At 72.0% G+C, this 23,801-nt stretch carries 20 protein-coding genes; 10 read left to right on the forward strand and 10 right to left on the reverse strand.

The window, feature by feature from the left end; genetic code table 11:
• Window positions 1-4: 4 nt before the first annotated feature.
• Window positions 5-964, reverse strand: a complete 960-nt coding sequence (gene deoC, locus ACQP0U_RS04075; RefSeq protein ID WP_433315879.1) for a deoxyribose-phosphate aldolase — start codon at window positions 962-964, stop codon at window positions 5-7.
• 133 nt (window positions 965-1,097) lie between these two features.
• Here deoC and upp point away from each other — a divergent pair, with 133 nt between their 5' ends.
• The gene (gene upp, locus ACQP0U_RS04080) at window positions 1,098-1,730 is read left to right on the forward strand and encodes a uracil phosphoribosyltransferase (RefSeq protein WP_433315881.1); all 633 of its coding nucleotides are present in this window, start codon (window positions 1,098-1,100) and stop codon (window positions 1,728-1,730) included.
• A gap of 73 nt (window positions 1,731-1,803) precedes the next feature.
• Window positions 1,804-2,481: a GOLPH3/VPS74 family protein gene (locus ACQP0U_RS04085; protein ID WP_433315883.1), complete on the forward strand. Its 678-nt coding sequence runs from the start codon at window positions 1,804-1,806 to the stop codon at window positions 2,479-2,481.
• A 13-nt stretch (window positions 2,482-2,494) separates the two neighbouring features.
• Here ACQP0U_RS04085 and ACQP0U_RS04090 read toward each other — a convergent pair whose 3' ends face one another.
• Window positions 2,495-4,162 (reverse strand): phospho-sugar mutase, encoded by a 1,668-nt coding sequence (locus ACQP0U_RS04090; protein WP_433315885.1) that lies wholly within the window; start codon window positions 4,160-4,162, stop codon window positions 2,495-2,497.
• A 48-nt stretch (window positions 4,163-4,210) separates the two neighbouring features.
• The gene (locus ACQP0U_RS04095; protein WP_433315887.1) at window positions 4,211-6,274 is read right to left on the reverse strand and encodes a serine/threonine-protein kinase; all 2,064 of its coding nucleotides are present in this window, start codon (window positions 6,272-6,274) and stop codon (window positions 4,211-4,213) included.
• Window positions 6,275-6,480: 206 nt separating this feature from the next.
• Here ACQP0U_RS04095 and ACQP0U_RS04100 point away from each other — a divergent pair, with 206 nt between their 5' ends.
• Together ACQP0U_RS04100 and ACQP0U_RS04105 are read left to right on the forward strand one after the other, a co-directional pair.
• Window positions 6,481-8,064 carry an acyl-CoA mutase large subunit family protein gene (locus tag ACQP0U_RS04100; protein ID WP_433315889.1) on the forward strand — a complete coding sequence of 528 codons (1,584 nt, stop codon included), beginning with the start codon at window positions 6,481-6,483 and terminating at the stop codon, window positions 8,062-8,064.
• A 450-nt stretch (window positions 8,065-8,514) separates the two neighbouring features.
• Window positions 8,515-9,774 carry an amidohydrolase gene (locus ACQP0U_RS04105; RefSeq protein WP_433315891.1) on the forward strand — a complete coding sequence of 420 codons (1,260 nt, stop codon included), beginning with the start codon at window positions 8,515-8,517 and terminating at the stop codon, window positions 9,772-9,774.
• On the opposite strand, the gene ACQP0U_RS04110 is transcribed toward ACQP0U_RS04105, so the two are convergent.
• Complete coding sequence (locus tag ACQP0U_RS04110) at window positions 9,731-10,693, reverse strand: DUF4349 domain-containing protein (protein ID WP_433315893.1); 963 nt, start codon at window positions 10,691-10,693, stop codon at window positions 9,731-9,733. The genes ACQP0U_RS04105 and ACQP0U_RS04110 overlap by 44 nt on opposite strands.
• A 93-nt stretch (window positions 10,694-10,786) precedes the next feature.
• On the opposite strand from ACQP0U_RS04110, the gene ACQP0U_RS04115 reads away from it, so the two are divergent.
• The 4 genes from ACQP0U_RS04115 to ACQP0U_RS04130 all read left to right on the forward strand — a co-directional run bounded on the left by ACQP0U_RS04115 (window position 10,787) and on the right by ACQP0U_RS04130 (window position 14,296).
• Window positions 10,787-11,419: an MBL fold metallo-hydrolase gene (locus ACQP0U_RS04115; RefSeq protein ID WP_433315895.1), complete on the forward strand. Its 633-nt coding sequence runs from the start codon at window positions 10,787-10,789 to the stop codon at window positions 11,417-11,419.
• 4 nt (window positions 11,420-11,423) lie between these two features.
• Window positions 11,424-12,407, forward strand: coding sequence for a hypothetical protein (locus tag ACQP0U_RS04120; protein WP_433315897.1), 984 nt, complete (start codon window positions 11,424-11,426; stop codon window positions 12,405-12,407).
• 104 nt (window positions 12,408-12,511) lie between these two features.
• Window positions 12,512-13,246, forward strand: a complete 735-nt coding sequence (locus ACQP0U_RS04125; protein ID WP_433315899.1) for an SCO6745 family protein — start codon at window positions 12,512-12,514, stop codon at window positions 13,244-13,246.
• 90 nt (window positions 13,247-13,336) lie between these two features.
• On the forward strand, window positions 13,337-14,296 hold the full coding sequence (locus tag ACQP0U_RS04130; RefSeq protein WP_433315900.1) for a GNAT family N-acetyltransferase: 960 nt from the start codon (window positions 13,337-13,339) through the stop codon (window positions 14,294-14,296).
• A 75-nt stretch (window positions 14,297-14,371) separates the two neighbouring features.
• Here the strand turns inward: ACQP0U_RS04130 and ACQP0U_RS04135 are convergent, their stop codons facing one another.
• Window positions 14,372-14,827 carry a gamma-glutamylcyclotransferase gene (locus ACQP0U_RS04135; protein WP_112588201.1) on the reverse strand — a complete coding sequence of 152 codons (456 nt, stop codon included), beginning with the start codon at window positions 14,825-14,827 and terminating at the stop codon, window positions 14,372-14,374.
• Between the two features lie 106 nt (window positions 14,828-14,933).
• Here ACQP0U_RS04135 and ACQP0U_RS04140 point away from each other — a divergent pair, with 106 nt between their 5' ends.
• Window positions 14,934-16,337 (forward strand): NAD(P)H-quinone dehydrogenase, encoded by a 1,404-nt coding sequence (locus tag ACQP0U_RS04140; protein ID WP_433315903.1) that lies wholly within the window; start codon window positions 14,934-14,936, stop codon window positions 16,335-16,337.
• Here the strand turns inward: ACQP0U_RS04140 and ACQP0U_RS04145 are convergent.
• Both ACQP0U_RS04145 and ACQP0U_RS04150 read right to left on the reverse strand, forming a co-directional pair.
• A complete protein-coding gene (locus ACQP0U_RS04145; RefSeq protein WP_433315905.1) occupies window positions 16,310-16,945 on the reverse strand; it encodes a DUF998 domain-containing protein in 636 nt (211 codons plus the stop codon). The genes ACQP0U_RS04140 and ACQP0U_RS04145 overlap by 28 nt on opposite strands.
• Window positions 16,946-17,117: 172 nt before the next feature.
• Window positions 17,118-17,747, reverse strand: a complete 630-nt coding sequence (locus tag ACQP0U_RS04150; protein ID WP_433315906.1) for a DedA family protein — start codon at window positions 17,745-17,747, stop codon at window positions 17,118-17,120.
• Between the two features lie 508 nt (window positions 17,748-18,255).
• Between ACQP0U_RS04150 and thrS the strand changes: the two genes are divergently transcribed.
• Window positions 18,256-19,473, forward strand: a complete 1,218-nt coding sequence (gene thrS / locus ACQP0U_RS04155; RefSeq protein ID WP_433315908.1) for a threonine--tRNA ligase — start codon at window positions 18,256-18,258, stop codon at window positions 19,471-19,473.
• Window positions 19,474-19,512: 39 nt separating this feature from the next.
• Here thrS and ACQP0U_RS04160 read toward each other — a convergent pair whose 3' ends face one another.
• The 3 genes from ACQP0U_RS04160 to ACQP0U_RS04170 are packed head-to-tail and all read right to left on the reverse strand — an operon-like array spanning window position 19,513 to window position 23,800.
• Window positions 19,513-21,594, reverse strand: a complete 2,082-nt coding sequence (locus ACQP0U_RS04160) for an ABC transporter ATP-binding protein (protein WP_433315909.1) — start codon at window positions 21,592-21,594, stop codon at window positions 19,513-19,515.
• A complete protein-coding gene (locus tag ACQP0U_RS04165; RefSeq protein WP_433315911.1) occupies window positions 21,591-23,324 on the reverse strand; it encodes an ABC transporter ATP-binding protein in 1,734 nt (577 codons plus the stop codon). Before ACQP0U_RS04165 ends, ACQP0U_RS04160 begins: the two co-directional genes overlap by 4 nt.
• Entirely contained in the window at window positions 23,318-23,800 is a 483-nt protein-coding gene (locus ACQP0U_RS04170) for a MarR family winged helix-turn-helix transcriptional regulator (protein WP_433315913.1), read from the reverse strand. The genes ACQP0U_RS04165 and ACQP0U_RS04170 overlap by 7 nt, the downstream gene beginning before the upstream one ends.
• Window position 23,801: the final 1 nt, after the last annotated feature.

The following is a 23,801-nucleotide window of genomic DNA, read 5'->3' on the forward strand; positions in this document are numbered from 1 at the left end:
GCTATCAGTCCAGGGTGAAGTAGTCGGGACCGGAGTAGGTGCCGGTCGTCAGCTTGGTGCGCTGCATCAGCAGGTCGTTGAGCAGGCTGGACGCGCCGAAGCGGAACCAGTCCGGGTCGAGCCAGTCCGGGCCGACGGTCTCGTTGACCATCACCAGGTACTTGATCGCGTCCTTGGTGGTCTTGATGCCACCGGCGGGCTTCACGCCCACCTGCCGTCCGGTCGCCTCGCGGAAGTCGCGGACCGCCTCCAGCATCACCAGGGTCACCGGCATGGTCGCCGCGATCGGCACCTTGCCCGTGGAGGTCTTGATGAAGTCGCCGCTGGCCAGCATGGCCAGCCAGGAGGCCCGCCGGACGTTGTCGTAGGTGGCCAGCTCGCCGGTCTCCAGGATCACCTTGAGGTGGGCGTCCCCGCAGGCTTCCTTGGTGGCCACGATCTCGTCGTAGACCTCCTTGTACCGCCCGGCCAAAAACGCGCCCCGGTTGATCACCATGTCGATCTCGTCGGCGCCGGCCGCGACGGCGGCCCGGGTGTCGGCCAGCTTGATCTCCAACGGCGCCTGGCCGGACGGGAACGCGGTCGCCACGCTGGCCAGGTGGACGGCGCTTCCGCGCAGCACCTCGGCGACGTGGGGGACCATCGCCGGGTAGACGCAGACCGCGCCGACGTGTGGGCAGGACGGGTCGGCCGGGTCCGGGCGCAGCGCCTTCGCGGCGAGCGCGCGCACCTTGCCCGGGGTGTCCGCCCCCTCCAGGGTGGTCAGGTCGACCATCCGGATGGCCAGGTCGATCGCCTGGGCCTTGGCGGTGGTCTTGATGGAGCGGGTGCCGAGCTGTGCCGCCCGCTGCTCCGCGCCGACCTGGTCCACGCCGGGCAGGCCGTGCAGGAAGGTCCGCAGAGCGGTCTCGGATCGTCCCAGCTCGGAGAGTTCCGACCGGGCCGACGTCGTTGTCGCCGTCATGCCGAGAAGTCTACGCACGGTACCGCCGAGTGATCTTGCTCACGAGCGCGCAGTGACGCGCCGACGTGAGCGGCGTCCCTGGTCCGACCGCACCCGCACCGCCAAGCGTCACAGACCGGTAGGTTGAGCGATCGTGGACGTACACGTCATTGACCACCCGCTGGCCCAGTCAAGGTTGACCGCCATGCGGGACGCGCGCACCGATTCCTCGACGTTCCGGGCGGCGCTGCACGAACTGACCACCATGCTGGTGTACGAGGCGGCGCGCTCCTTCCCCGTCGAGCGTTACCCGGTGCAGACGCCGGTCACCGGCACCGAGGGCACCCGGCTGGCCAACCCGCCGCTGCTGGTCCCGGTGCTGCGCGCCGGGCTGGGCATGGCGGACGCCGCGCTGGGCCTGCTGCCCGAGTCCTCGATGGGCTTCGTGGGCCTGGCCCGCGACGAGGCGACCTACGAGCCCCGCGCGTACATGGAGTCGCTGCCGCGCGACCTGACCGGGCTGCCGGTGCTGGTGCTCGACCCGATGCTCGCCACCGGCGGTTCGCTGGAGCACTGCTGCCAACTGCTGGCCGACCGCGGTTGCACCGACATCACGGTGCTCTGTGTGCTCGCCGCCCCGGTCGGCATCGAGCGGCTGGAACGCTCCGGCCTGCCGTTGCGCCTGGTCACGGCCTCGATCGACGAAGGGCTCAACGACCGCATGTTCATCGTCCCCGGGCTCGGCGACGCCGGCGACCGCCAGTTCGGTGGCATGCCCCGCTTCTGAGGTGCTGCCCGGTCGGTGCCGGGTCCGGCGGGTCCGCGCGCGCCAGTGCGTGGACCCGCTACCGTCTTCGGCCATGACTGGTGTTGCGCTCGCCGAGGAGTTGCTACTTCTCGCCTACGACGACACGACCGGCAAGGCGACCATGCCGCGGATCAGCCTGGACCTGGGCATGGCCGCCGCGGTGCTGGTCGAGCTGGCCCTGGCCGGCCGGATCGCGTACGCCGACGGGTCCCTGACGGTGATCGACCCGACGCCTACCGGCGAGCCGTTCAGCGACGACGTCCTCAGCCGGATCGCCGCCGACACCCCGCACACCCCGGCATCCTGGGTGCAGCGTCTGCGGCACGGCCTGCGCGACCGGATCCTCGCCGACCTGTGCCGACAGGGCGTCGTCCGGGACGTCGACGAGACCGAGTTGGGCTTCATCCACGTGCACCGCTACCCGGTCGTGGACAACTCCGTCGAGGCGGAGACCCGGCAGCGGCTCGCCGAGGCGCTGACCGGCGCGGCAGCCCCGGACGAGCGGACCGCCGCGCTGGCCACCCTGGTCGTGGTGCTCCGGATGGAGTCCGCGCTCGGGGTGAGCGGCGAGGCCGCCGCCGACGCCCGCCGCCGGTTGACGGAGATCGCCAGCGGCGCCGGGTTCTCCGGCGAGGTGAGCACCGACGACTCGGTGGTCCGCCCGTCGGTAGGCCTGGTCGTCGCCGCCCTGGCCACTGCCGTCGACCAGGCCCTCGGCCCGCGCCGCTGACCCCGCGCTCCGGTCAGAGCCCCAGGGCCGCGGCGATCTCACCGCGCAGGGCGGCGACCGCCTGCGCCGCCCTGCTGCGGGCCGTCCGGACGTCGCCGTCCGCGACCGGTTCCACCACCTCGAGGTACGCCTTGAGCTTCGGCTCGGTCCCGGACGGGCGGATCACCACCCGCGCCGCCGCGGTACGCAGGATCACCACGTCCGACTCGGGCAGCAGGTCCCGGACGCTGTCCACCGGCTGCCCGAGCAGGGTGGCCGGGGTGGCCGCCCGGATCCGGGCCATCGCGTCGGCGATGACCCGCAGGTCGTCCACCCGGGCGGAGAGCTGGTCGGTGTGGTGCACGCCGAACTCGGCGGCCAGCTCGTCCAGCCGGTCGGTCAACGTACGACCCTGCATCTTCAGGCCGGCGGCCAGCTCCGCCACGGTCAGCGCGGCGGTGATGCCGTCCTTGTCCCGCACGTGCTCCGGGGCGACGCAGTAGCCGAGCGCCTCCTCGTAGCCGAAGACCAGCGGCGCGCTCCCGCCACCGGCCCGCACGATCCACTTGAAGCCGGTGAGCGTCTCGTCGTAGGGCAGGCCCCGGGCCGCGCACATCGCCCGCAGCAGGGACGACGACACGATCGTGGTGGCGTAGAGCCCGGTCACCCCCCGGCGCATCAGGTGGTCGGCGAGCAGGACGCCCACCTCGTCGCCGCGCAGCATCCGCCAGCCGTCGCTGTCGTCTCGGACGACCACCGCGCAACGGTCGGCGTCCGGGTCGTTGGCGATGGCGAGGTCCGCGCCCGTGGAGTCGGCCAGGGCGATCAGCCGGTCCACCGCACCCGGCTCCTCCGGGTTGGGGAACGACACGGTGGGGAACGCCGGGTCCGGCTCGGCCTGGTCGGGAACCACACCGGGGGTCGGGAAACCGGCGCGGGCGAAGGCGGCGGTGAGCACCGCCGCGCCCACCCCGTGCAACGGGGTGTACGCCACCGTCAGGCCCCGTGGCCCGTCCGGGTCGATCACCGCGGTGGCCCGTTCGACGTACGAGGCGACCAGGTCGTCGCCGAGGACCTGACCGGGCTCGCCAAGCGGCACCCGGGTCAGCGGCCCGACCGATCGGATGGCCGCCTCGATACCGGCGTCGGCGGGCGGCACGATCTGCGCGCCGGCCCCCAACTCCCCGCCCAGCTCGGCGCCGAGGTAGACCTTGTAGCCGTTGTCCTGCGGCGGGTTGTGGCTGGCCGTGACCATCACCCCGGCGACACCGCCGAGGTGCCGCACGGCGTACGCCAGCACCGGCGTGGGCAGCGGGCTGGGCAGCAGCAGCGCCGGGCGGCCAGCCCCGGTGGCCACCTGGGCGGTGCGCTCGGCGAACTGCCGCGAGCCGTGCCGGGCGTCGTACCCGATCACCAGCGGGCCGGTGCCACCCTGGGCCGCGAGCCAGGTGACCAGGCCGGCAGCCGCCTGGGTGACCACGGCGAGGTTCATGCCGTTCGGGCCGGCCCGCAGCGGGCCGCGTAGGCCCGCCGTGCCGAAGGTCAGCGGGCCGGCGAACCGGTCAGCCAGCTCCGGGGCGCTCGCCGGCAGCCCGTCGAGCACCGCCGTCAGCTCGTCCCGGCTGGCCGGGTCGGGGTCGTCGGCCAGCCAGCGCCGGGCTTGCTCGCGAATGTCGTCGATGTCAGTGGTGTCCGCCGCCATGCCCCTTGATAGCACGGCGACGGATCACCCCTGTGGGTTCCCTCCGGCTCAGCCGTTCCCGGTGAGCTGGAACGTCCGCGCCATCTCTTCGAAGATCGGCTTGCTCTCCGCGAACTTGGCGTCCGTGGCGGTGAGGTAGAACGAGTACGCCTTGCCACCCTGCGCCACGCCCCGCCAGACGCCGTGCCGCATGGTGTCGCCCTCGCCGCAGGTGTACTCGAATTCGGCGGCCGGCTTGCTGGCCAACTCGGTGTCCGTGGCGCTGACCTGGGCATAGGGCTTGGCGCAGGAGGTGCTCCGGGTCTTGAGGCCGTTCTCGGCCGTCTCCGCCCACCGGGCGGAGCTGCTGGACCACTTCTCGGTGATGATGCGAACCTTGCGGCCGCTGTCCGCCGGGTCGATGTAGTCGGTGTACGAGCCGCCGGTGGCCTTCTTCCAGCCCTTCGGCACCATGACCTGGATCCCGCGGGCCGTGTGCTCCTGCATCTCGACCGTGGAGGCCGCCGGCGCGGACGCGGTGGGCTGCGCCACCGGGGCGCTCGGCGGGGCGTCGTCGCCGCCGGACAGCGCCACGACGGTCAGCACCAGCACGACGACCAACCCGCCGGCCGCGGCGAGCTGCACCTTGCGCGGCCAGCCCTTGACCGTGGTGACGAGTTGCGCTCCGCTGGCCTTGACCTTGTCCAGAGCGCTGCCGCCCGACGCGGCGGGCGTGGTGGCCCAGGGCTGGCCGGTGCCCGGCACCGACCACTGGTTGCCGCCGCCGTAGGTGCCGCCGATGCGCTGGGTGGCCTCCGGGGCGCCGCCGTACCCGACCTGCTGGGTGGCATCGGCCGGGCTGCCGTAGCTGACCCGCTGGGTGGCGTCGGGCTGCCCGCCGGCGTCCACCCGCTGGGTGGCGTCCGCGTTGCCGCCGTAGGTGCGCCCGGCCGCCGGTCGGCCGGGCGCCGGCATCGCGCCGGTCGGCGTGTGCAGCGGGCCGGCCAACGCGTCGGCGCTGGTCTCGTCGAGACCACCTGCGGCGCCGGCCGCGCGAGCTGCCTGGGGGCGCTCGCCCCGGCGCAGCGCGGCGAGCCGGTCGGTCAGGGACTCGCCCGGGGCCAGCATCGCCGGGCCACCGATCTGGCTGTCCGGCTTCGGCTCCGGCTGGGGCGGCGGCAGGACCGGCACGGGGCGCTGCTGCACCGGGACCACGGCGTACGGGTCGGTGACCGAGTGCACAGCCGTCGCCGTGCTGCCCAGCGGGCCGGCGAGCAGCTCGCGCAGCATGGCCCGGGAGGTGTGCACGTCGAGTCGGCGGGCCGGGTCCTTCTCCAGCAGACCCATCAGCACCCGGGTCAGCGGGCCGCTGCGCTGCGGCGGGGCGGGCGGGTCCTCCACCACGGCGTGCATGGTCTCGATCGGGTCGCCCTTGTCGAACGGGGGCCGCCCCTCGACCGCGGTGTAGAGCGTCACACCCAGCGAGAAGAGGTCGCTGGGCGGGCCGAACTCCTGGCCCATGGCTCGCTCGGGCGAGATGAAGTGCGGCGAGCCGAGCACCATGCCGGGCGTGGTGAGCTGCACGTCGGTGGGCATCCGGGCGACCCCGAAGTCGGTGAGCACGCAGCGCCCGTCGGTGCAGATCAGCACGTTTGCGGGTTTGACGTCGCGGTGCAGCACGCCGATCGCGTGCGCGACCTCCAACGCCCCGAGCAGCGCAATGCCGATCTTGGCGACGGCGCGGGGCGCGACCGGGCCGTCCTCGATGACCATGTCGGCGAGGCTGCGCGCGTCCAGCAGCTCCATCACGATCCACGGTCGGCCGGCCTCGGTGACCACGTCGTACACCTGCACCACGGCGGGGTGCTGGATGGCGGCGGCGGCGCGGGCCTCGCGCAGGGTGCGTTCGTACATCGCGTCACGGTCGCTGGGGGCCAGCCCCGGGGGCAGGACGACCTCCTTCACCGCCACGTCACGGCGCAGCAGCGTGTCTGTGGCGCGCCACACCGTGCCCATGCCGCCGTTGCCCACCGAGGACCGCAGCGAGTACCGGCCACCAATGGTGGTGCCGGGCGCCGCTCGGCCGTTGGCGGGACTGACCGGTCCGCCGCTCCACGTCGGGATCTGAGTCACAGAAAAGCCACCGGGGGAAATCGAGGGGGGCTGGGACACAACCCCCCTATCTTGCTGGTTCCGACGCCCGATGCGAAAGCCGACGCGACGGACGTTTATCTAAGTCGACAGAACGTGCCCTGTCGTTCACCTGGTGTCGACCGGTCGGGACGCACTGTGCGGTATCCCTCACCCGGCGATGCGACCAGGCGTCCTACCATCCGGGGATGAACCAACGGCGGTCAAGCGAGTCCGGTTTCTCGATCAACGGTGTCTACACGGAGGCCGATCTTCCGGAGGACCTGGACTCCCGGCTCGGCGGCCCCGGTGAATTTCCGTACACCCGGGGCGTCTACCCCACCATGTACACCTCCCGCCCGTGGACCATGCGCCAGTACGCCGGCTTCGGCACCGCCACCGAGTCCAACGCGCGGTACCACCAGTTGTTGCGGGCCGGCACGATGGGCCTCTCGGTCGCGTTCGACCTGCCGACCCAGATGGGCTACGACTCCGACGAGCCGATCGCGCACGGCGAGGTGGGCAAGGTGGGCGTCGCGATCGACTCCATCGAGGACATGCGGCTGCTCTTCGCCGACATCCCACTGGACAAGGTGTCCACCTCGATGACCATCAACGCGCCCGGCTCGGTGCTGCTGCTGCTCTACCAACTCGTCGCCGAGGAGAACGGGGTGCCGGGCGCTGCGCTCAACGGCACCATCCAGAACGACATCCTCAAGGAGTACATCGCCCGGGGGACGTACATCTTCCCGCCGAAGCCGTCGCTGCGCCTGGTGGCCGACACGTTCGCGTACTGCCGCAAGGAGGTGCCGAAGTGGAACACCATCTCCATCTCCGGCTACCACATGGCGGAGGCCGGCGCGACGCCCGCGCAGGAGATCGCGTTCACCCTGGCCAACGGCGTGGAGTACGTCCGGGCCGCGCTGGCCGCCGGGCTCGCGGTGGACGACTTCGCGCCCCGGCTGTCGTTCTTCTTCGTGGCCCGCACCACGCTGCTGGAGGAGGTGGCGAAATTCCGCGCCGCCCGGCGGATCTGGGCCCGGCTGATGCGGGATGACTTCGGCGCCAAGGATCCGAAATCGATGATGCTGCGGTTCCACACCCAGACCGCAGGCGTGCAGCTCACCGCCCAGCAGCCGGAGGTGAACCTGGTCCGGGTGGCGGTGCAGGGGTTGGCCGCCGTCCTCGGCGGCACCCAGTCGCTGCACACCAACAGCTTCGACGAGGCGATCGCGCTGCCCACCGAGAAGGCGGCCCGCCTCGCGCTGCGTACCCAGCAGGTGCTGGCCTACGAGACGGACCTGACCGCCACCGTCGACCCGTTCGCCGGCTCGTACGTGGTGGAGGCGATGACCGCCGAGATCGAGGCCGCCGCCGTCGAGTTGATGGAGCGGGTGGCCGACCACGGCTCGGCGGTGGACGCGATCGAGGCCGGTTTCCAGAAGCGGGAGATCGAGCAGTCCGCGTACCGGATCGCGCAGGAGATCGACTCGGGGGAGCGGGTGGTGGTCGGGCTCAACCGGTTCGCCGTGGACGAGGAGGAGCCGTACGAGCCGCTGCGGGTCGACCCGACGATCGAGGCGGCCCAGGCCGACCGGCTGGCCCGGCTGCGCTCCGAGCGGGACGCCGACGCGGTGGAGCGAGCGCTCGCCGATCTTCGGGCCGCCGCCGAGGGCACTGACAACGTGCTGTACCCGATGAAGGAGGCGCTGCGGGCCCGGGCAACAGTGGGTGAGGTCTGCGGGACGCTGCGCGAGGTGTGGGGGTTGTACCGGCCCACCGATCGCTTCTGAGCGCCCGGCCGCGACCGCGCCCCCGGGGCCGCGGTGTGTCCAGCGGGCTGAGCGGGTATCCGGTCGCCTGACGCACACCGTGTGCGCCCGTGCTGTGTGCGTGCGTGTGAGCGTCCTTATCCGGCTCGTTGCGGAGTGTGGTCGGCTAATTGTCGGAGTGTCAGTTCACCACCCCGACTAATGCGACAATTTGGCAACGGCGCTCGGACTGGCGCCGGGATTCGTGACCGCCGCGATCGGTTACGCGTTGTAGGAGGGGAGGGGCTGATGACGGCGTTCGACCGTGATCTACCTGCTGTCCCCCGCCTTGACGAGCGCCCTCAGCAGGGCATACGTGACTCTGCGCGGTCCGATCACTACCGTAACGAGGTTGCGCAGCGTCACCGTCGGAGGTCTAGGCTGTCTGCTGTCCCCGATGATCCATCCATTCCTAGTGATCGAGAATTCGACGTGACGAGTGCGTTGACGCTGCCCACTGGTGGCCAGCTGGCGTCGTCCTGGCCGGAGACGCCACCCGGATCCCAGCCCCTGCCCCGCGAGCTGGATCACCTCCTCGCGCTCCGGGTACCGGGGTTGATCGCTACGCGCCGTCACCTCCACTCGCACCCTGAGCTCTCCGGCAACGAGTTCGAGACGGCCGCGCTGATCGCCCGGGAGCTGTCGCTGGCCGGGCTCAACCCGCGCCTGCTGCCGAAGGGCAACGGCGTGATCTGCGACGTCAACGGCAGGCCGGACGGCCCGGTCGTGGCGCTGCGCGCCGACATCGACGCCCTGCCGCTGGACGACCCCAAGGACGTCCCGTACCGCTCGACCGTGGAGGGCGTCTGCCACGCCTGTGGGCACGACGTGCACACCTCGATCCTGCTCGGCGTCGGCATGCTGCTGGCCCAGCTCGCCGACCTCGGCGAGCTGGACGGCCGGGTCCGGCTCATCTTCCAGCCGGCCGAGGAGATCCTGCCCTGCGGGTCGCTGGAGGTCATCGAGGCCGGCGGCCTGGACGACGTGGTGCAGATCTTCGCGCTGCACTGTGACCCGAACCTGCCGGTCGGCAAGGTCGGCCTGCGGGTCGGCCCGATCACGGCGGCCGCCGACAACGTGACCGTCCGACTCTCCGGCCCGGGCGGGCACACCGCCCGCCCACACCTGACCGTCGACATGGTCGACGCGCTCGGTCGGCTGATCACCGAGGTGCCCGCCCTGGTCAGCCGCCGGGTGCCGGCCAACAGCGGCCTGCTGCTGGTCTTCGGCCACGCCTCGGCCGGCACCCGCTACAACGTCATCCCGTCCGAGGCGAGTGCCTCCGGCACCCTCCGGGTGATGGACCGCGACACCTGGGAGCTGGCTCCCAAGATCGTCGCTCAGGTGGTGCGGGACGTGATCGCGCCGACCGGCGCCACCGTCGACCTGGAATACCTGCGTGGCCGGCCGCCGGTGTGCAACGACTCCCGTGCCATCCAGGTGCTGACCGCCGCCACCGCCGCCGCACTCGGCCCGGACGGGATCGCCGAGACACCGCAGAGCATGGGCGGCGAGGACTTCTCCTGGTATCTGGAGTACGTCCCCGGCGCCCTCGCCCGGCTCGGCGTGGGTCGCTCCGGCCCCAACGTCGACCTGCACCGCGCGTCCTTCGACGTGGACGAGCGGGCCATTCCGGCCGGCGTCCGCGTCATGGTGCAGACCGCGTTGCGGGCACTGGCGGCGGCGCGCTGACCGGCGCGACCAGAGCCGGGGTCTTGCGCCGTCGGCGCAGCACCACCAGGAGCACCACCAGCGGTACGCCGAACGCCACCAGCCAGGGCAGCAACGCGCCCAGCACCGTGAGCAGGACGGTCATCGAGACGACGAACGCCTTCCACCCGCCTTTGAGCCCGACCAGGAAGCCCGTCCTGGGCTCCTCCTCGGCAACTTTTGCCTTCGGTCCGGCCAGCGACACGGTGATCGTGGAGAGGGCGGTCAGGTCGGCCAGGCGTCGCTTCTTGGCCTCCAGCGAGGCCAGGTCGGCCTCCCGGCGACCCAACTCGTTCTCCAGCGACACCAGGTCGGTGATCGAGGTGGCCCGGGTCAGCAACCGGCGGGCGCTCTCCACCCGGGCACGCTGACTGGTGATCCGGGCCTCCAGGTCGACGGTCTCCTCGGTGACGTCCTGAGTGTTGATCTCGCGGCTCTGCTGGCGACCGAGCCTCGTGATCTCCTCCACCACGCCGGTGAACTTCGCCGCCGGCACCCGCAGCTCCAGCTCCGCCACCGCGTCGTCGTCGGCACTGCGCCGCTGGTCGCCGCCGACGAAGCCACCGGCCCGGGTGGCCACGGCGGTGGCCTCACGGGCGGCCGAGTCCACATCGTCCACCTGCACCCGCATCGTTCCGGTGTAGATGATCGCCCGCTGGTCGACCCGCAGGTCCGGCGCGCCGGCACCGGCCCCCTCCGGTGCGCCAGCGGCGGCGTCCCGGCCCGGCTCGCCGCCGTTGGCCGCCGGCGCCTCGGCCGCCGAGCCATCGGTGTCCTTCGCCCCGCTGTCGCCGGCACCGCATCCCGTGAGCGCCAGCGCCGCCGCAAGTGCTGTCGCCGCCAGCAGCGCACTGCGGCGTCGTCCCACCTGTCCGTCCATCCCCGCTCCCATCGTCGTCAACCGGTGTGGCGATAGCTCGGACGCGACGCACACACCGGCTGGTTCCGGCAGACTGCGCTGAGGACGTCACGATTCGATAATCGAGGAGTCACGATGCGGCTCACCAAGTACGCCCACTCCTGCCTTCGGGTGGAACACGACGGGGGAGTGCTCGTCGTCGACCCCGGAGTGTTCAGCGACGCCGCGGCGGCGCTGGACGGTGCGGACGCGGTGCTGATCACCCACGAACACCCCGACCACCTCGACCTGGCAGCGGTGCGGCTCCAGCTCGACCGGCAGCCGTTCCCGATCCACGGGCCCGCCTCGCTCGCCGAGGCCCTGGGCGACGCGGCCGACGTGCTGCGCCCGGTCAGCGTCGGCGAGTCGTTCACCGCCGCCGGGGTCGCCGTTCGCGCGTACGGGGGCCGGCACGCCGTGATCCACCCGGACATCCCGGTGATCGACAACCTTGGTTACCTGATCAACGACGTGGTCTACCACCCGGGTGACTCCCTGGTGGTGCCCGACGAGACCCCCGTCGACACGCTCTTCGCGCCGATCCACGCCCCCTGGTCGAAGTTCTCCGAGGTGGTCGACTTCATCCGCGCTGTCGCACCGCGTCGCGCGTACGCCCTGCACGACGCGTTGCTCAACGACAACGGGCTGGGCGTGCTCGACCGGCAGTACACCGCGTTGTCCGGCACCGAGTACCAGCGACTGGAGCCCGGTAGCCGGGTGGACGTCTGACCCGATGCCCGGCCTCTCCGCGGAGCTGGTGCAGCAGCTCTACCGCACCCCACCGGACCGGTTCGTGGCCGCCCGGGACGCCGCTGTGGCCGACGCCCGCCGGGCCGGCGATCCGACCACCGCCCGGCAACTGGCCCGGCTGCGTCGCCCGACGGTGGCCGCCTGGCTGGTGAACCTGCTCGCCATCCGACGTCCGGAGCTGGTCACCGATCTGGTGCAGCTCGCCGACGCCCTGCGGTCCGCCCAGCGGGAGCTGCGCGGGCCCCGACTGCGGGAGCTGTCCGCGCAGCGCCGGGCGGTGGTCGGCGCCCTGGTCGCCGAGGTCCGCAAGCTCGCCGCGGCCGAGCCGGAGGCGCCACCGGCGAGCCGGCTGCCGCTGGCCGAGGTGGAGGCGACGCTGAACGCGGCGTTCTCCGACGTCGAGGTCGCCGAGCAGGTGCGGGCGGGCCGCCTGCTGCGGGCGGCCAGCTACGCAGGCTTCGGTGAGGTGCCCCGGCCGCAACTGCGGCTGGTCACCGGTGACGACGAGGAGCGCGAGGAGGAACGCCCGGCCCGCCGACCCGGCGCCCAGCGGGGCCGTCCCGAGGCGGCGCCCCGCACGGACCGGGCGGCCGAGCGCGCCGAGCAGGCCGAACGGGCTGCGCAGCGGGCGGCCCGGGCCGAGCGGGCCCGTCAGCGCCGCGCCCTCGACCGGGAGTTGGCGAAGGCCCAGGCCGACCAGGAGCGGGCCGAGGCCGAGCTGACCGAGGCGACCGGGCAGGAACGCGACGGTGCGGCCGTACTCGATGGTCTTGAGGCCGAGCTGGCTGAGCTGGAGCGGCGGCGCGCGGTCGCCGAGCAGGATCTCAGCCGGGCCAAGCTCGCTCGGCGTGCCGCCGAGCGAGCGGTCACCGTGGCTCGGCGGCGTGCCGGTGAGGTCGAGGCGGCGGTGGAGGCACTGGCGGCCGAAGAGGGGAATGCGGACGCGGGCGGTGGCGCGGCAGACTGACCATCGATGGACGACGACGAGTGTGCGGGCCGTACACGACGGGTGGCAGCGGGTCAGGGCGTGGTCGTGGTCGGCGGGTCGGGTCGCCCGAGCGGGGCACAGCGGTGACTCCGGAGCAGGTCGCGGCCGCCAGCAAGCCCGTCGTGCTCGACCTCGGTGACGCCTTCAGCCGGGACCCGACCACGTTGCGCCGGGCCCGACTGCTCGGCATCTCCGGCTGGGCCTTCTACATCAGTGGCCGGGCCGGCGCGCTCGGCGATGTGCGGGCCGAGACGGCCGCCGCCGCCCTCGGGTTCATCGCCCCGGACGCGGTCGCCGACGGTTGGGACGCCGCCGCCCGGGTCGTCCCGCCGTTCGAGGTGGCCGCCGCGAGTCTCGCCGAATGCTGCCGATGGGGGGCGCAGCAACTCGGCCCCCTGCCGTGCACCGAACGCCTGTCGGCGCTCGTCGAGCGGGCAGTGGTGGCGGCCGAGGCCAGCGGAATGCCGCTCTTCGCCGCGTGGCGGGCCATGCCGCTGCCGGACCTCTCGCCCGGGGCCCGCAGCGCCGCCGGGCTGCGGCTGCTCCGGGAACACTTCACCAGCGCCTACCTGCTGGCGGTACGCGCCGCCGGGATGACCCCGCTGGAGGCCGTGCTGTCCGGTCCCGAGGGCGAGGCCGGGGCGGTCGCCTGCGGTTGGCCGCCGCCGTACCCGCCGATCGGGCCGTTGGTGCGCCGCCGACTCTGGGCGGAGGCGGTGACCAACCGGCTGGCCGCGCCGGCGTTCACGGCCCTCGGCCCCGCCGACGGCGCGGAGTTGGTGGAGTTGCTGCACCGTACCCGGGTCGACCTCGGCTGAGCTTCCCGCCGGTCAGAGACCCGCCGGAGCCTTCCGCCAGCCGGAAAAATGGGCGGCGCCCGAGCAGATCGGCTGCCAGGATCTTCTGCCGTGACCCTTCCCGCTGGTTGGACAACGCGCCGGCCCACCCTCGACGACGTGCCGGCGATCCTCGCGGTGGTGCACGCCGCCGACACCTTCGCGATCGGCCATCCCGACTTCGACGCCGAGGATGTCGCCGCCTCGCTGACCGCGCCCTACTTCGACCCGACCCAGGACTCCTGGCTGGCGATCGACCCGGACGACAGCGTGGTCGGCTGGGCGACGGTCGACAACCCCACCGGGGTGGGCCGGGAGTTCGTGGAGGTCTACGTCGATCCGGTACGGGCCGCCGCCGTCCGCGCGCCGTTGCTGGTCCGTCAACTGGACCGGGTCGCCGAGCGTGCTGCCGAGCGGGGCCTGCCGTCGCTCACCGTCCGCTGCGCGGTCTTCGCCCCGGAACGGGACTGGGAACACTCCCTTCGCACCCTCGGGTTCGCCCTGGTCAAGCGGTACGTCCGGATGAGCCGCCCGTTGCACGACCTGCCCGACGAGCCGGCCGGGCCGTCTGCCGTTACGGTGCGACAGGTCCGCCCGGACGACGAGAACGACCTGGTGGAGTTCCACCGGATCTACGAGGCCGCCTTCGGCGACACCCCGGACCACGAGCCGCTGTCGTACGAGCGGTGGCGGGCCCGGATCGGCGACCTGACCGCCTGGGACGAATGGTTCGTCGCCGAGGTGGACGGGGTGCCGGTCGGCGCGTTGCAGTCCTCGGATCAGGCGCTCGACCAGCAGTCGGGCTGGGTGAAGAGTTTGTCGGTGCGGTCCGCGTACCGTCGCCGGGGTGTGGGTGCGGCGCTGCTGCGCCGCGCCTTCGCCCGCTACGCCGAGAAGGGCCGGCAGGCGGCCGGCCTGGGCGTCGACCTCACCAACCCGACCGCCCCGCTGTCGCTCTACCGGTCGGTGGGCCTGCGGGAGACCCAGTGGACCGACATGTACGAACTTTCCGTCCCGGCGGCCGGTGTGTGATTGACGACCCCGGTCCGGCCCGACCGGCGCTCCGTTCGACAGCGGTAGCAGACTGGAGGCGTGCGATACGCCCTGCTACGCCGACGCGGTGCCGGTGGGGCGGGCCCGCAGCTCGGTGACGTAGTCGTCCGGGGCGCCCGCCTTCTCGGCGGCGTTCGCGATCTCCGACAGGTACCACGAGGTCGGCAGGCCACCCTCGTACCCGTTGAAGACGTAGATCCACGCGGTCACGTCGCCGTCGAGGGTGGAGACCCGCACGTGCAGCTTGCGGTACGTGCCGGCGGTCACCCCCTCGATCTCGTCGAGCTGGCCCGCGTCGTACGGGTGGATGTCGTAGAGCGCCACGAAGACCCGGTCACCGGGAGACTCGACAAGGGTGCTCACCGCACCCTCCCAGCCGATCACGTCCGCCCCGGCGAAGGTCAGCCGCCAGCCCTCCAGCCAGCCGGTGCCCACCATCGGCGAATGCGGACAGTAGGCGCGCATCCGGGCGGGGTCGAGATTTGAGCCGTAGGCGGCGTGATGACGCACGGCGATGACGATAGCCCGGCCGACGGGTGGGGGAGAATACGACGGTGCGTGTCGAATGCGCTCGGGAGAAGAAAGTCACTGTGAGCATGGACGAAGGGCGAATGCTGTGAGCCGGATCGTGATCATCGGTGGGGGGCCGGCCGGGTACGAGGCGGCACTGGTCGCCGCCCAGCTGGACGCCGATGTCACAGTGGTGGAGGCCGACGGTGCCGGCGGCGCCTGTGTGCTCTCCGACTGCGTACCGTCGAAGACCTTCATCGCCAGCTCGGGGGTGGTCACCGGCTACCGCGACACCGAGGAGTTCGGGGTGCACTCGGACGGCCTGGAGGCGGTCACCGTCGACGCGCGGGCGGTGCACGAGCGGGTCAAGCGGCTGGCTCTGGCGCAGTCCGCGGACATCCACGCCAAGCTGCTGAAGGCGGGGGTCACCTTCGTGGCCGGCACCGCGCGGCTCGGCGAGGACTCCCTCGGGCACACCCACCGGGTCGTCGTCACCCCCGCCGACGGTGGCGAGGAGTACTCGATCGACGCGTCCACCGTGCTGGTGGCCACCGGCTCGACACCCCGCCAGCTGCCCACCGCCGTCCCTGACGGTGAGCGCATCCTGACCTGGCGACAGGTGTACGACCTGCCGGAGCTGCCCGAGCACCTGATCGTGGTCGGGTCCGGCGTGACCGGCGCTGAGTTCGCCAGCGCGTACCTGGCGATGGGGGTTGAGGTGACACTGGTCTCCAGCCGGGACCGGGTGATGCCGCACGAGGACGCCGACGCCGCGTCCGCCATCGAGCGGGTGTTCCGTAACCGGGGCATGGAGATCCTCAACAACTCCCGGGCCGACGCGGTCCGGCGTACCGCCGACGGCGTCGAGGTGGAACTCTCCGACGGCCGTAGGGTGACCGGCTCGCACGCGCTGATCACTGTCGGTTCCATCCCGAACACGGCCAACCTGGGCCTGACCGAGTACGGCGTGGAGCTGGGCCGGGGCGGCTACGTGACGGTCGACCGGGCCTCCCGGACCAACGTGCCCGGCATCTACGCCGCCGGCGACTGCACGGGCGTGCTGCTGCTGGCAAGCGTCGCCGCCATGCAGGGCCGGATCGCGATGTGGCACGCGCTCGGCGAGGCGGTCCGTCCGCTGCGGCTGCGTACCGTCGCGGCGAACGTCTTCACCGATCCTGAGCTGGCCACCGTGGGTGTCTCGCAGGACGAGGTGGACGCGGGCAAGGTGCCGGCCCGGCAGGTGATGCTGCCGCTGTCCGGCAACGCCCGAGCCAAGATGGACGACCTCTCCGACGGTTTCGTGAAGCTGTTCTGCCGGCCCGCCAGCGGTCAGGTGATCGGCGGTGTGGTGGTCGCTCCGAAGGCCAGCGAGCTGATCCTGCCCATCACCATGGCCGTGGAGAACAACCTCACCGTCAACGAGCTGGCCCAGACCATCACCATCTACCCGTCGCTGTCCGGCTCGATCACCGAGGCGGCCCGTCAGCTCATGCTGCACGAGCTGGAGTAGCCCCCCCGCAGCCCCCGCGTCTGGATCATCGCGATGGTGGCCAGGACCGCTACCTCGGTGAGGATCAGGAGGCGTTCGGCCAGACCGATGAGCATCCGGTCGCCGGGGTAGGCGGACCAGATCATCGCCGCCGCCAGGGCCAGGCTGAGCAGGACCAGGGTGCGTAGCGTCCGGGCGGCGGGGGCCAGGTCGGGTCGGCGGGCGAGCAGCCAGCCTCCGACCGGTAGCGCCAGGAAGGCGACCACCGACGCGTACCGGTGCAGGTAGGCGGCGGTGGTCATGGCGGTGCCCGGCTCGTTGGTCGGCACCACGGCGGCGAGCAGGAGCCCACCCACCCAGGCGGCGAGCAGCAGCTCGGCCGTTCGACCGGAGCGCGGTCGGGGTGGGCCGGCGCGGCGCAGTCCGTACAGCAGCGCCACGGTGGCGAGCGCGAGCACCACCATGGCGACGTCGATGACGCCGCCCCGGTCGGAGACCGCGAAGTCGCTGATTGTCAACGCCCACGGGTTGAGGTCGTCGTTGACTTCGAGGTGGCCGATCACGGTGAGCAGCGCCGCCAGGGCGATCCCGCCCAGGGCCAGCAGGCCGGTACTCCGGGTAACAGGCATGCCTCAGCCTGTCGCCGCGGACACCCCAGCCGAATCCGGGACGCCCACGGAAATTCCTCCCCGGGACCACCCCTAGAGGCCCGCCACACACCCTCCGCGATCTTGCACTTTCCGTCGTCCTTATGCGCGGCATGCCCCAATTGCGGGGACAGTAAGTGCAAGATCGCGGGGGTCAGTCGATGGGGACCTTGACTGCGGCGACTGCGGCGGCGGCGCGGGCGTGGCGGGCGCTGACCACTGTCATGGCCCAGCCTGCCGCGGCGAAGCCGGCCGCCGCGGCGGTGGCGATGATGGCCAGCCGCCAGGCCGACTCGGTCAGTGCGGTGCCACCCAGGTGCCCGACCAGGGCGCCGTACGTGGCCCAACCCAGCGCGGCGACGGCCTCGTAGAGCACGAACAGGCGGTACGGGTAGCGGCTGCGCCCGGCCGAGAAGCAGGCCGCCATCCGGCCGCCCGGCACGAACCGGCAGAGCAGGATGACAAGCGGCCCGGGTTGTCGCAGCCCCTGGGTGACCCGGCTGGCCACCCGGCGGGCACGGCTCAGTTCGGCGTGCCGGGGTGGCCGCCGGTCCGGGGCGCTGCGCCCGAGCAGGTAGCAGGCCAGGTCGCCGGCGAAGACGCCGAGCGCGCCGACGGCGATCGTGACCGGCAGGCTGAGCCCGCCGTAGACGGTGAGCGCACCACTGGTGATCATGACGATCTGGGTGGGGATCACCGGGACGAAGGCGTCCGCGATCAGCAGCGCGAGCAGCACCAGGTACGCCCACGTCGGCGACGCGACGTCAGTCAGAAGTTCGGGCACGCCTGCCACCTCGCCGGATGCGGCCGATTGGGTGTCTTGAGCCTGACGTCGTGTCCGGCGTCACGGTGGACGGCCCCGGCCCGTCGTGACCGTCGACACCACAGGGCCACCCAGTCACAACGAGGCTGGTCGCTGCCGGGTGACGGGTTCGGAGGCTGTTCCACCCCTTGCGGGCGGGCGGCAGAACGGCGTTCGTCGGCGTACCGTTGTCGGCGCGGCCATGCCCGTCGGGTCCCCCGTTCCTGACGATTCGGCCGCCAGGGCCGCCGGCGGGTCCCGCGCCGGCGGCCCACCCCTCCGCCGCAAATCCAGGTGCGTCCCCGATCGTCGCGCGGGTACGGTCGCCGTATGCGCAGCGCGGTAGTGATGACCACGACGCCGGGTGTCCCCGGCGCGCCGCTCTGACGTAACCACCGTCGACCAGGCCCCGGGGCGATCCGCCCCCGAGGGCAGCGCGCCGTTCAGGGCTCAGGTCGCCTCCGGGTCGTACCCGATCCAGGAGCCCGACATGATCGACCACCGTAGGCTCGGCCGCGAGCTGGACCTCTTCGTCTCCGACCCGCTGGCCGGTGCCGGCCTGCCGATCTGGCTGCCGGCCGGCGCCGCCGCCCGGCACGCCGTCGAGGAGTACGTCCGGGAGTTGGAGCGCCGCTCCGGCCACCAGCACGTCTACTCGCCGCCGCTGGGCAAGCGCGAACTCTTCGAACTCTCCGGCCATCTCGGCTACTTCGCCGACGACATGTTCCCGCCGATGCGGCTGAGCGCCGACGACGAGTTCGTGCTGCGGCCGGCGCTCTGCCCGCACCACGCCCTGGTCTTCCGGGCGCGGGGCCGTTCCTACCGGGAGCTGCCGTTGCGGATCGCGGAGCTGGGCGGCATGTACCGCTCGGAGCGCTCGGGCGTGCTCGGCGGGCTGTCCCGGGTACGCGCCATCTCGCTGAACGACACCCACACCTTCTGCGCCCCCGAGCAGGTCGGCGCGGAGGTCGCCGAGATCCTCGGGCTGATCCGCGAAGCGCACGCCGCGCTCGGCGTCCGGCCGGCCGGGTTGCGGCTGTCGCTGCGTGGGCCGGGTGAGAAGTACGTCGGCGACGACGCGCAGTGGGCCCGTGCCGAGGAGTTGCTGCGGGAGGCGCTGGCCGGGGTGGAGTACGTCGAGGCGCCGGGAGAAGCCGCGTTCTACGGTCCGAAGATCGACATTCAGATCGTCGACGCCGCCGGTCGGGAGTCGACCATCTCCACCATCCAGGTGGACTTCGACAAGCCGGAGCGGTTCGACCTGTCGTACACCGACTCGGACGGCAGCCGACGTCGGCCGGTCATGGTGCACCGCAGCCTGGTCGGCAGCATGGAGCGGCTGTTCGCGTACCTCATCGAGGTGCACGAGGGGGCGTTCCCGGCCTGGTACGCGCCGGTCCAACTGGTGCTGTTGCCGGTCGACGACGGCCAGGTCGACGCGGCGGCCGACCTGGCCCGGAGGGCGGGCGACGCCGGCCTGCGGGTCGAGGTCGACGTCGCCGGCTCGCTGGGCGCCCGGGTCCGGGACGCGGCCCGCCGCCGCGTCCCCTACCTCGGGGTGCTGGGTGCCCGCGAGGTGGCCGACGGGCACCTCGCGCTGCGCCTGCGCGGCGGCCGCGCGCTCGCCCCGATGCCCGCCGACGCCGCTCTCACCCTGATCAGCGGGCAGGTTGCCGCCCGCGCGGCCGACCTGCTGCCGCCGGACTGACCCGTCCACCGATCGTCTCGCGCGCACGGCCGCCCGACCTCAGACCGTCGCGGGTTGGGCGGCCGGTTCCTCGTCGACCACCGCTCCGGTGAACTGTGAGCGGTAGAGCCGGTGGTACGCGCCCTGGGCGGCGAGCAACTGCTCGTGGGTGCCCTGCTCGACGATCCGACCGTTCTCCATCATGAGGATCAGGTCGGCGTCACGGATGGTGGAGAGCCGGTGCGCGATGACGAAGCTGGTCCGGTCCGAGCGCAGCGCGGCCATCGCCCGTTGCAGCAGCACCTCGGTGCGGGTGTCCACCGAACTGGTGGCCTCGTCGAGGATCAGCAGCGACGGCTCGGCGAGGAACGCCCGCGCGATGGTGATGAGCTGCTTCTCTCCGGCGCTGACGTTGCTGCCCTCCTCGTCGATGACCGTGTCGTAGCCGTCGGGCAGGCTGCGCACGAACCGGTCCACGAAGGTGGCCCGGGCCGCCGCGAGGATCTCCTCCTCGGTCGCGTCCGGCCGCCCGTAGGCGATGTTGTCCCGGATGGTGCCGCCGAACAGCCAGGTGTCCTGGAGCACCATGCCGATCCGGCCGCGCAGGTCGTCGCGGCGCATCGTGGTGATGTCCACTCCGTCGAGCGTGATCCGGCCGGCGTCCAACTCGTAGAACCGCATCACCAGGTTGACCAGGGTGGTCTTGCCGGCGCCGGTCGGGCCGACGATGGCCACTGTGTGCCCCGGCTCGGCAACCAGGGACAGGTCGTCGATGAGCGGCTTGTCCGGCTCGTAGCGGAACGAGACGTGCTCGAACTCGACCCGACCGTGCGGGTCGGTGACCCGGGCCGGCTCGACCGGGTCCGGGGTCTGCTCGTCCGCGTCGAGCACCGCGAAGACCCGCTCGGCGGAGGCCACCCCGGACTGGAGCAGGTTCGCCATCGAGGCGAGTTGGGTGAGCGGCTGGGTGAACTGGCGGGAGTACTGGATGAACGCCTGCACGTCGCCGAGGCTCATCGTGCCGGACGCGACCCGCAGCCCACCGACCACGGCGATCGCCACGTAGCTCAGGTTCCCGATGAACATCATCGACGGCATGATGATCCCGGAGATGAACTGCGCCCCGAAGCTGGCCCGGAACAGCTCCTCGTTCTTCGCGTGGAACGCGGCCTCGACCTCACGCTGCCGGCCGAAGACCTTCACCAGCTCATGACCGGTGTACGCCTCCTCGATCTGGCCGTTCAACTCGCCGGTGTGCGTCCACTGTGCGATGAACTGCTTCTGCGAGCGCTTGGCGATGCGCTGGGTGACGAGCACCGACAACGGCACCGCGACTAGGGCGACCAGTGCCAGCACCGGTGAGATCCAGAACATCACGGCCAGCACGCCGACGACGGTCAGCAGCGAGGTGAGCAGCTGGCTGAGGGTCTGCTGGAGGCTCGTGGAGATGTTGTCGATGTCGTTGGTGACCCGGCTGAGCAACTCACCGCGCGGTTGCCTGTCGAAGTAGGGCAACGGGAGCCGGTTGAGCTTCTCCTCCACCTCGGCGCGCAGCCGCAGCACGGTGCGCTGCACCACCCCGTTGAGCAGCCAGCCCTGCCACCAGGACAGCAGGCTCGCCGCCAGGTAGAGCCCGAGCGCCAGCAGCAGCACCCGACTCAGGGCGCTGAAGTCGATGCCCACCCCGGGCACCACGTCCATCCGGGCCAGCATGGCGGCGAAGCTGTCGTTGCCGCTGGCCCGGGCCGCCGCGACGGCCTGCTCGGCGGTGGTGCCGGCCGGCAGTTGCCTGCCGATCACCCCACTGAAGATCAGGTCGGTGGCGTGGCCGAGGATCTTCGGCCCGGCCACGCTGAACCCGACGCTCACCACGGCGAGGGTGATGATCGCGGCCAGGTGCAGTCGGTGCGAGCGCAGCCGGCCGAGCAACCGTCGGGCCGACGGCCCGAAGTTCATCGACTTCTCGGCGGGCATCCCGGCGCCCATCCACGGCGGGCCGCCGCCCTGACGGCCGGGTGGCAGCCGCTTCGGCGTCTGCGCGTCGCCTCCCGGCTGTTGCGCGTCGCCACCCGGCGTCCGCGGGTCGCCGGCCGGCTTCTGACTGGGTACGGCCGCGGTGCGCGGCTCGTCACGCTCGCTCATGCCGCCACCTCCGTCGTCTGCTGCGAGGCCACGATCTCGGCGTACGTCGGGCAGGTGTCCAACAACTCCGTGTGTCGTCCCACTCCGACGACTCCTCCGTCCTCAAGAACGATGATCTGGTCGGCGTCGATGATCGTGGAGACCCGTTGGGCCACGATCACCACCGCCGACTGCGCGGTGACCGGCCGCAGCGCCGCTCGCAGACGCGCGTCGGTGCCCAGGTCGAGCGCGGAGAACGAGTCGTCGAAGAGGTAGATCTCCGGTTGACGGACCAGGGCCCGGGCGATGGCCAGGCGCTGCCGCTGCCCACCGGAGACGGTGGTGCCGCCCTGCGCGATCGGGGCGTCCAGCCCGCCGGGCATCTGGGCCACGAAGTCCCGGGCCTGGGCGATCTCCAGCGCCGTCCACAGCTCCTCGTCGGTGGCGTCCGGGTTGCCGTAGCGCAGGTTGCTGGCGACCGTCCCGGTGAACAGGTACGGCCGTTGCGGCACCAGGCCGATGCGGCGCCACAGCTCGTCCGGCGCCAACTCCCGTACGTCCACCCCGTCGACGAGCACCGCGCCCGCGGTCACGTCGACCAGGCGGGGAATCAGCGACAGCAGGGTCGTCTTGCCCGCGCCGGTGCTGCCGATGATCGCCGTGGTGGTGCCCGGCGTCGCCCGGAAGGAGATGTCGCGCAGCACCGGATCCACCGCGCCCGGGTACTGGAAGCGCACCCCGCGCAGCTCCAACTCGGCTCGCGTGGGCAGCTCGGTGACCGGCGCGGTGGCCGGAACCACCGAGGAGTCGGTGTCCAGCACCTCGACGATCCGCTCGGCGCAGACCGCCGCCCTCGGCACCATCATCAGCATGAAGGTGGCCATCATGACCGCCATCAGGATCTGCATCAGGTACTGCAGGAACGCGGTGAGCGCGCCGACCTGGATCGCGCCGGCGTCCACCCGCTGCGCGCCGAACCAGAGCACCGCCACGCTGGAGACGTTCAGCACCAGCATGACCACCGGGAAGATCAACGCCAGCAGTCGACCGGTACGCAACGCGGTGGCGGTCAGGTCGGCGTTGGCGACGCCGAAGCGGTCCGTCTCGTACGGCTCGCGGACGAACGCGCGGACCACCCGGATGCCGGTGATCTGCTCCCGCAGCACCCGGTTGACAGTGTCGATGCGGGTCTGCATCAGGCGGAAGCCCGGCACCATCCGACGGATGATCGCGCCGAGCGCGATGGCCAGCACCGGCACGCTGACCAGCATCAGCCAGGAGAGCCCCACGTCCTCGCGCAGTGCCATGAACACGCCGCCGACGCTCATGATCGGTGCGGCGACCATCATCGTGCAGCTCATCAGCACGAGCATCTGCACCTGTTGCACGTCGTTGGTGTTGCGGGTGATCAGCGACGGCGCGCCGAACCGGGCCACCTCGCGGGCGGAGAAGCGGTTGACGTGCCCGAACAGCTCGGCGCGTACGTCCCGACCGAAGCCCATCGCGACCCGGGCGCCCAGGTAGACGGCGGCGATCGAACAGACGATCTGGATCAGGCTGACCAGCAGCATCCAGCCGCCGGTGCGCACGATGTAGTCGGTGTCGCCCCGGGCCACGCCCTGGTCGATGATGTCCGCGTTGAGGCTGGGCAGGTAGAGCGAGGCCATGGTGCCCACGAACTGGAGCAGCACGACCGCCAGCAACGGTCTCTGATAGGTGCGCAGTTGGCCGCGCAGGAGTCGGATCAGCACGCCGGGTCCTTCATTTCGGTAGGGCGTCCGGTCATCCGCGGGTCGTCTCCGCTGCCGATGACCTCAAGCAGGAACTCCCGGATCACCTGGGCCTTCGCCGGATCGGCGTCGACCGAGGTGAGTGGCCGTCCGGAGTGCATGAGTGCGCCGAGCGCTGCCACCCGCTGCCGTCCGGCGGGGGTGATGGCGAGTCGGATGCTGCGCCTGTCGTTGTCGTCACGCTGCCGCTCGACCAGACCGTCGCGCTCAAGCGTGTCGACGATGCCGGTCAGGGTCGCCGGGCGTACGAACCCCTTCTCGGCGACCTCCCGGTGGGGCAGCTCGCCGTGACGGGCAAGCGTCATCAGGGTGATCATGCCGGCCTGGGTGAGGCCGTGCTCCTCGGCGAGGTAGCGGTTCCACCGCTGCCCGACCAGGTGCCCGGCCACCACCAGCAGCCGGCCGAGCGGCACGTCCTGGAGGGTCACGAGTTCCACG

This window comes from Micromonospora sp. CA-269861, assembly GCF_050948505.1.
GTDB lineage: Bacteria > Actinomycetota > Actinomycetes > Mycobacteriales > Micromonosporaceae > Micromonospora.

Bases quoted from the DNA above. Each gene is read 5' to 3' on its own strand.
- deoC (WP_433315879.1), bottom strand. From the start codon at position 964: ATGACGGCGACAACGACGTCGGCCCGGTCGGAACTCTCCGAGCTGGGA.
- ACQP0U_RS04085 (WP_433315883.1), top strand. From the start codon at position 1,804: ATGACTGGTGTTGCGCTCGCCGAGGAGTTGCTACTTCTCGCCTACGAC.
- ACQP0U_RS04090 (WP_433315885.1), bottom strand. From the start codon at position 4,162: ATGGCGGCGGACACCACTGACATCGACGACATTCGCGAGCAAGCCCGG.
- ACQP0U_RS04100 (WP_433315889.1), top strand. From the start codon at position 6,481: ATGAACCAACGGCGGTCAAGCGAGTCCGGTTTCTCGATCAACGGTGTC.
- ACQP0U_RS04115 (WP_433315895.1), top strand. From the start codon at position 10,787: ATGCGGCTCACCAAGTACGCCCACTCCTGCCTTCGGGTGGAACACGAC.
- ACQP0U_RS04120 (WP_433315897.1), top strand. From the start codon at position 11,424: ATGCCCGGCCTCTCCGCGGAGCTGGTGCAGCAGCTCTACCGCACCCCA.
- ACQP0U_RS04145 (WP_433315905.1), bottom strand. From the start codon at position 16,945: ATGCCTGTTACCCGGAGTACCGGCCTGCTGGCCCTGGGCGGGATCGCC.
- thrS (WP_433315908.1), top strand. From the start codon at position 18,256: ATGATCGACCACCGTAGGCTCGGCCGCGAGCTGGACCTCTTCGTCTCC.
- ACQP0U_RS04160 (WP_433315909.1), bottom strand. From the start codon at position 21,594: ATGAGCGAGCGTGACGAGCCGCGCACCGCGGCCGTACCCAGTCAGAAG.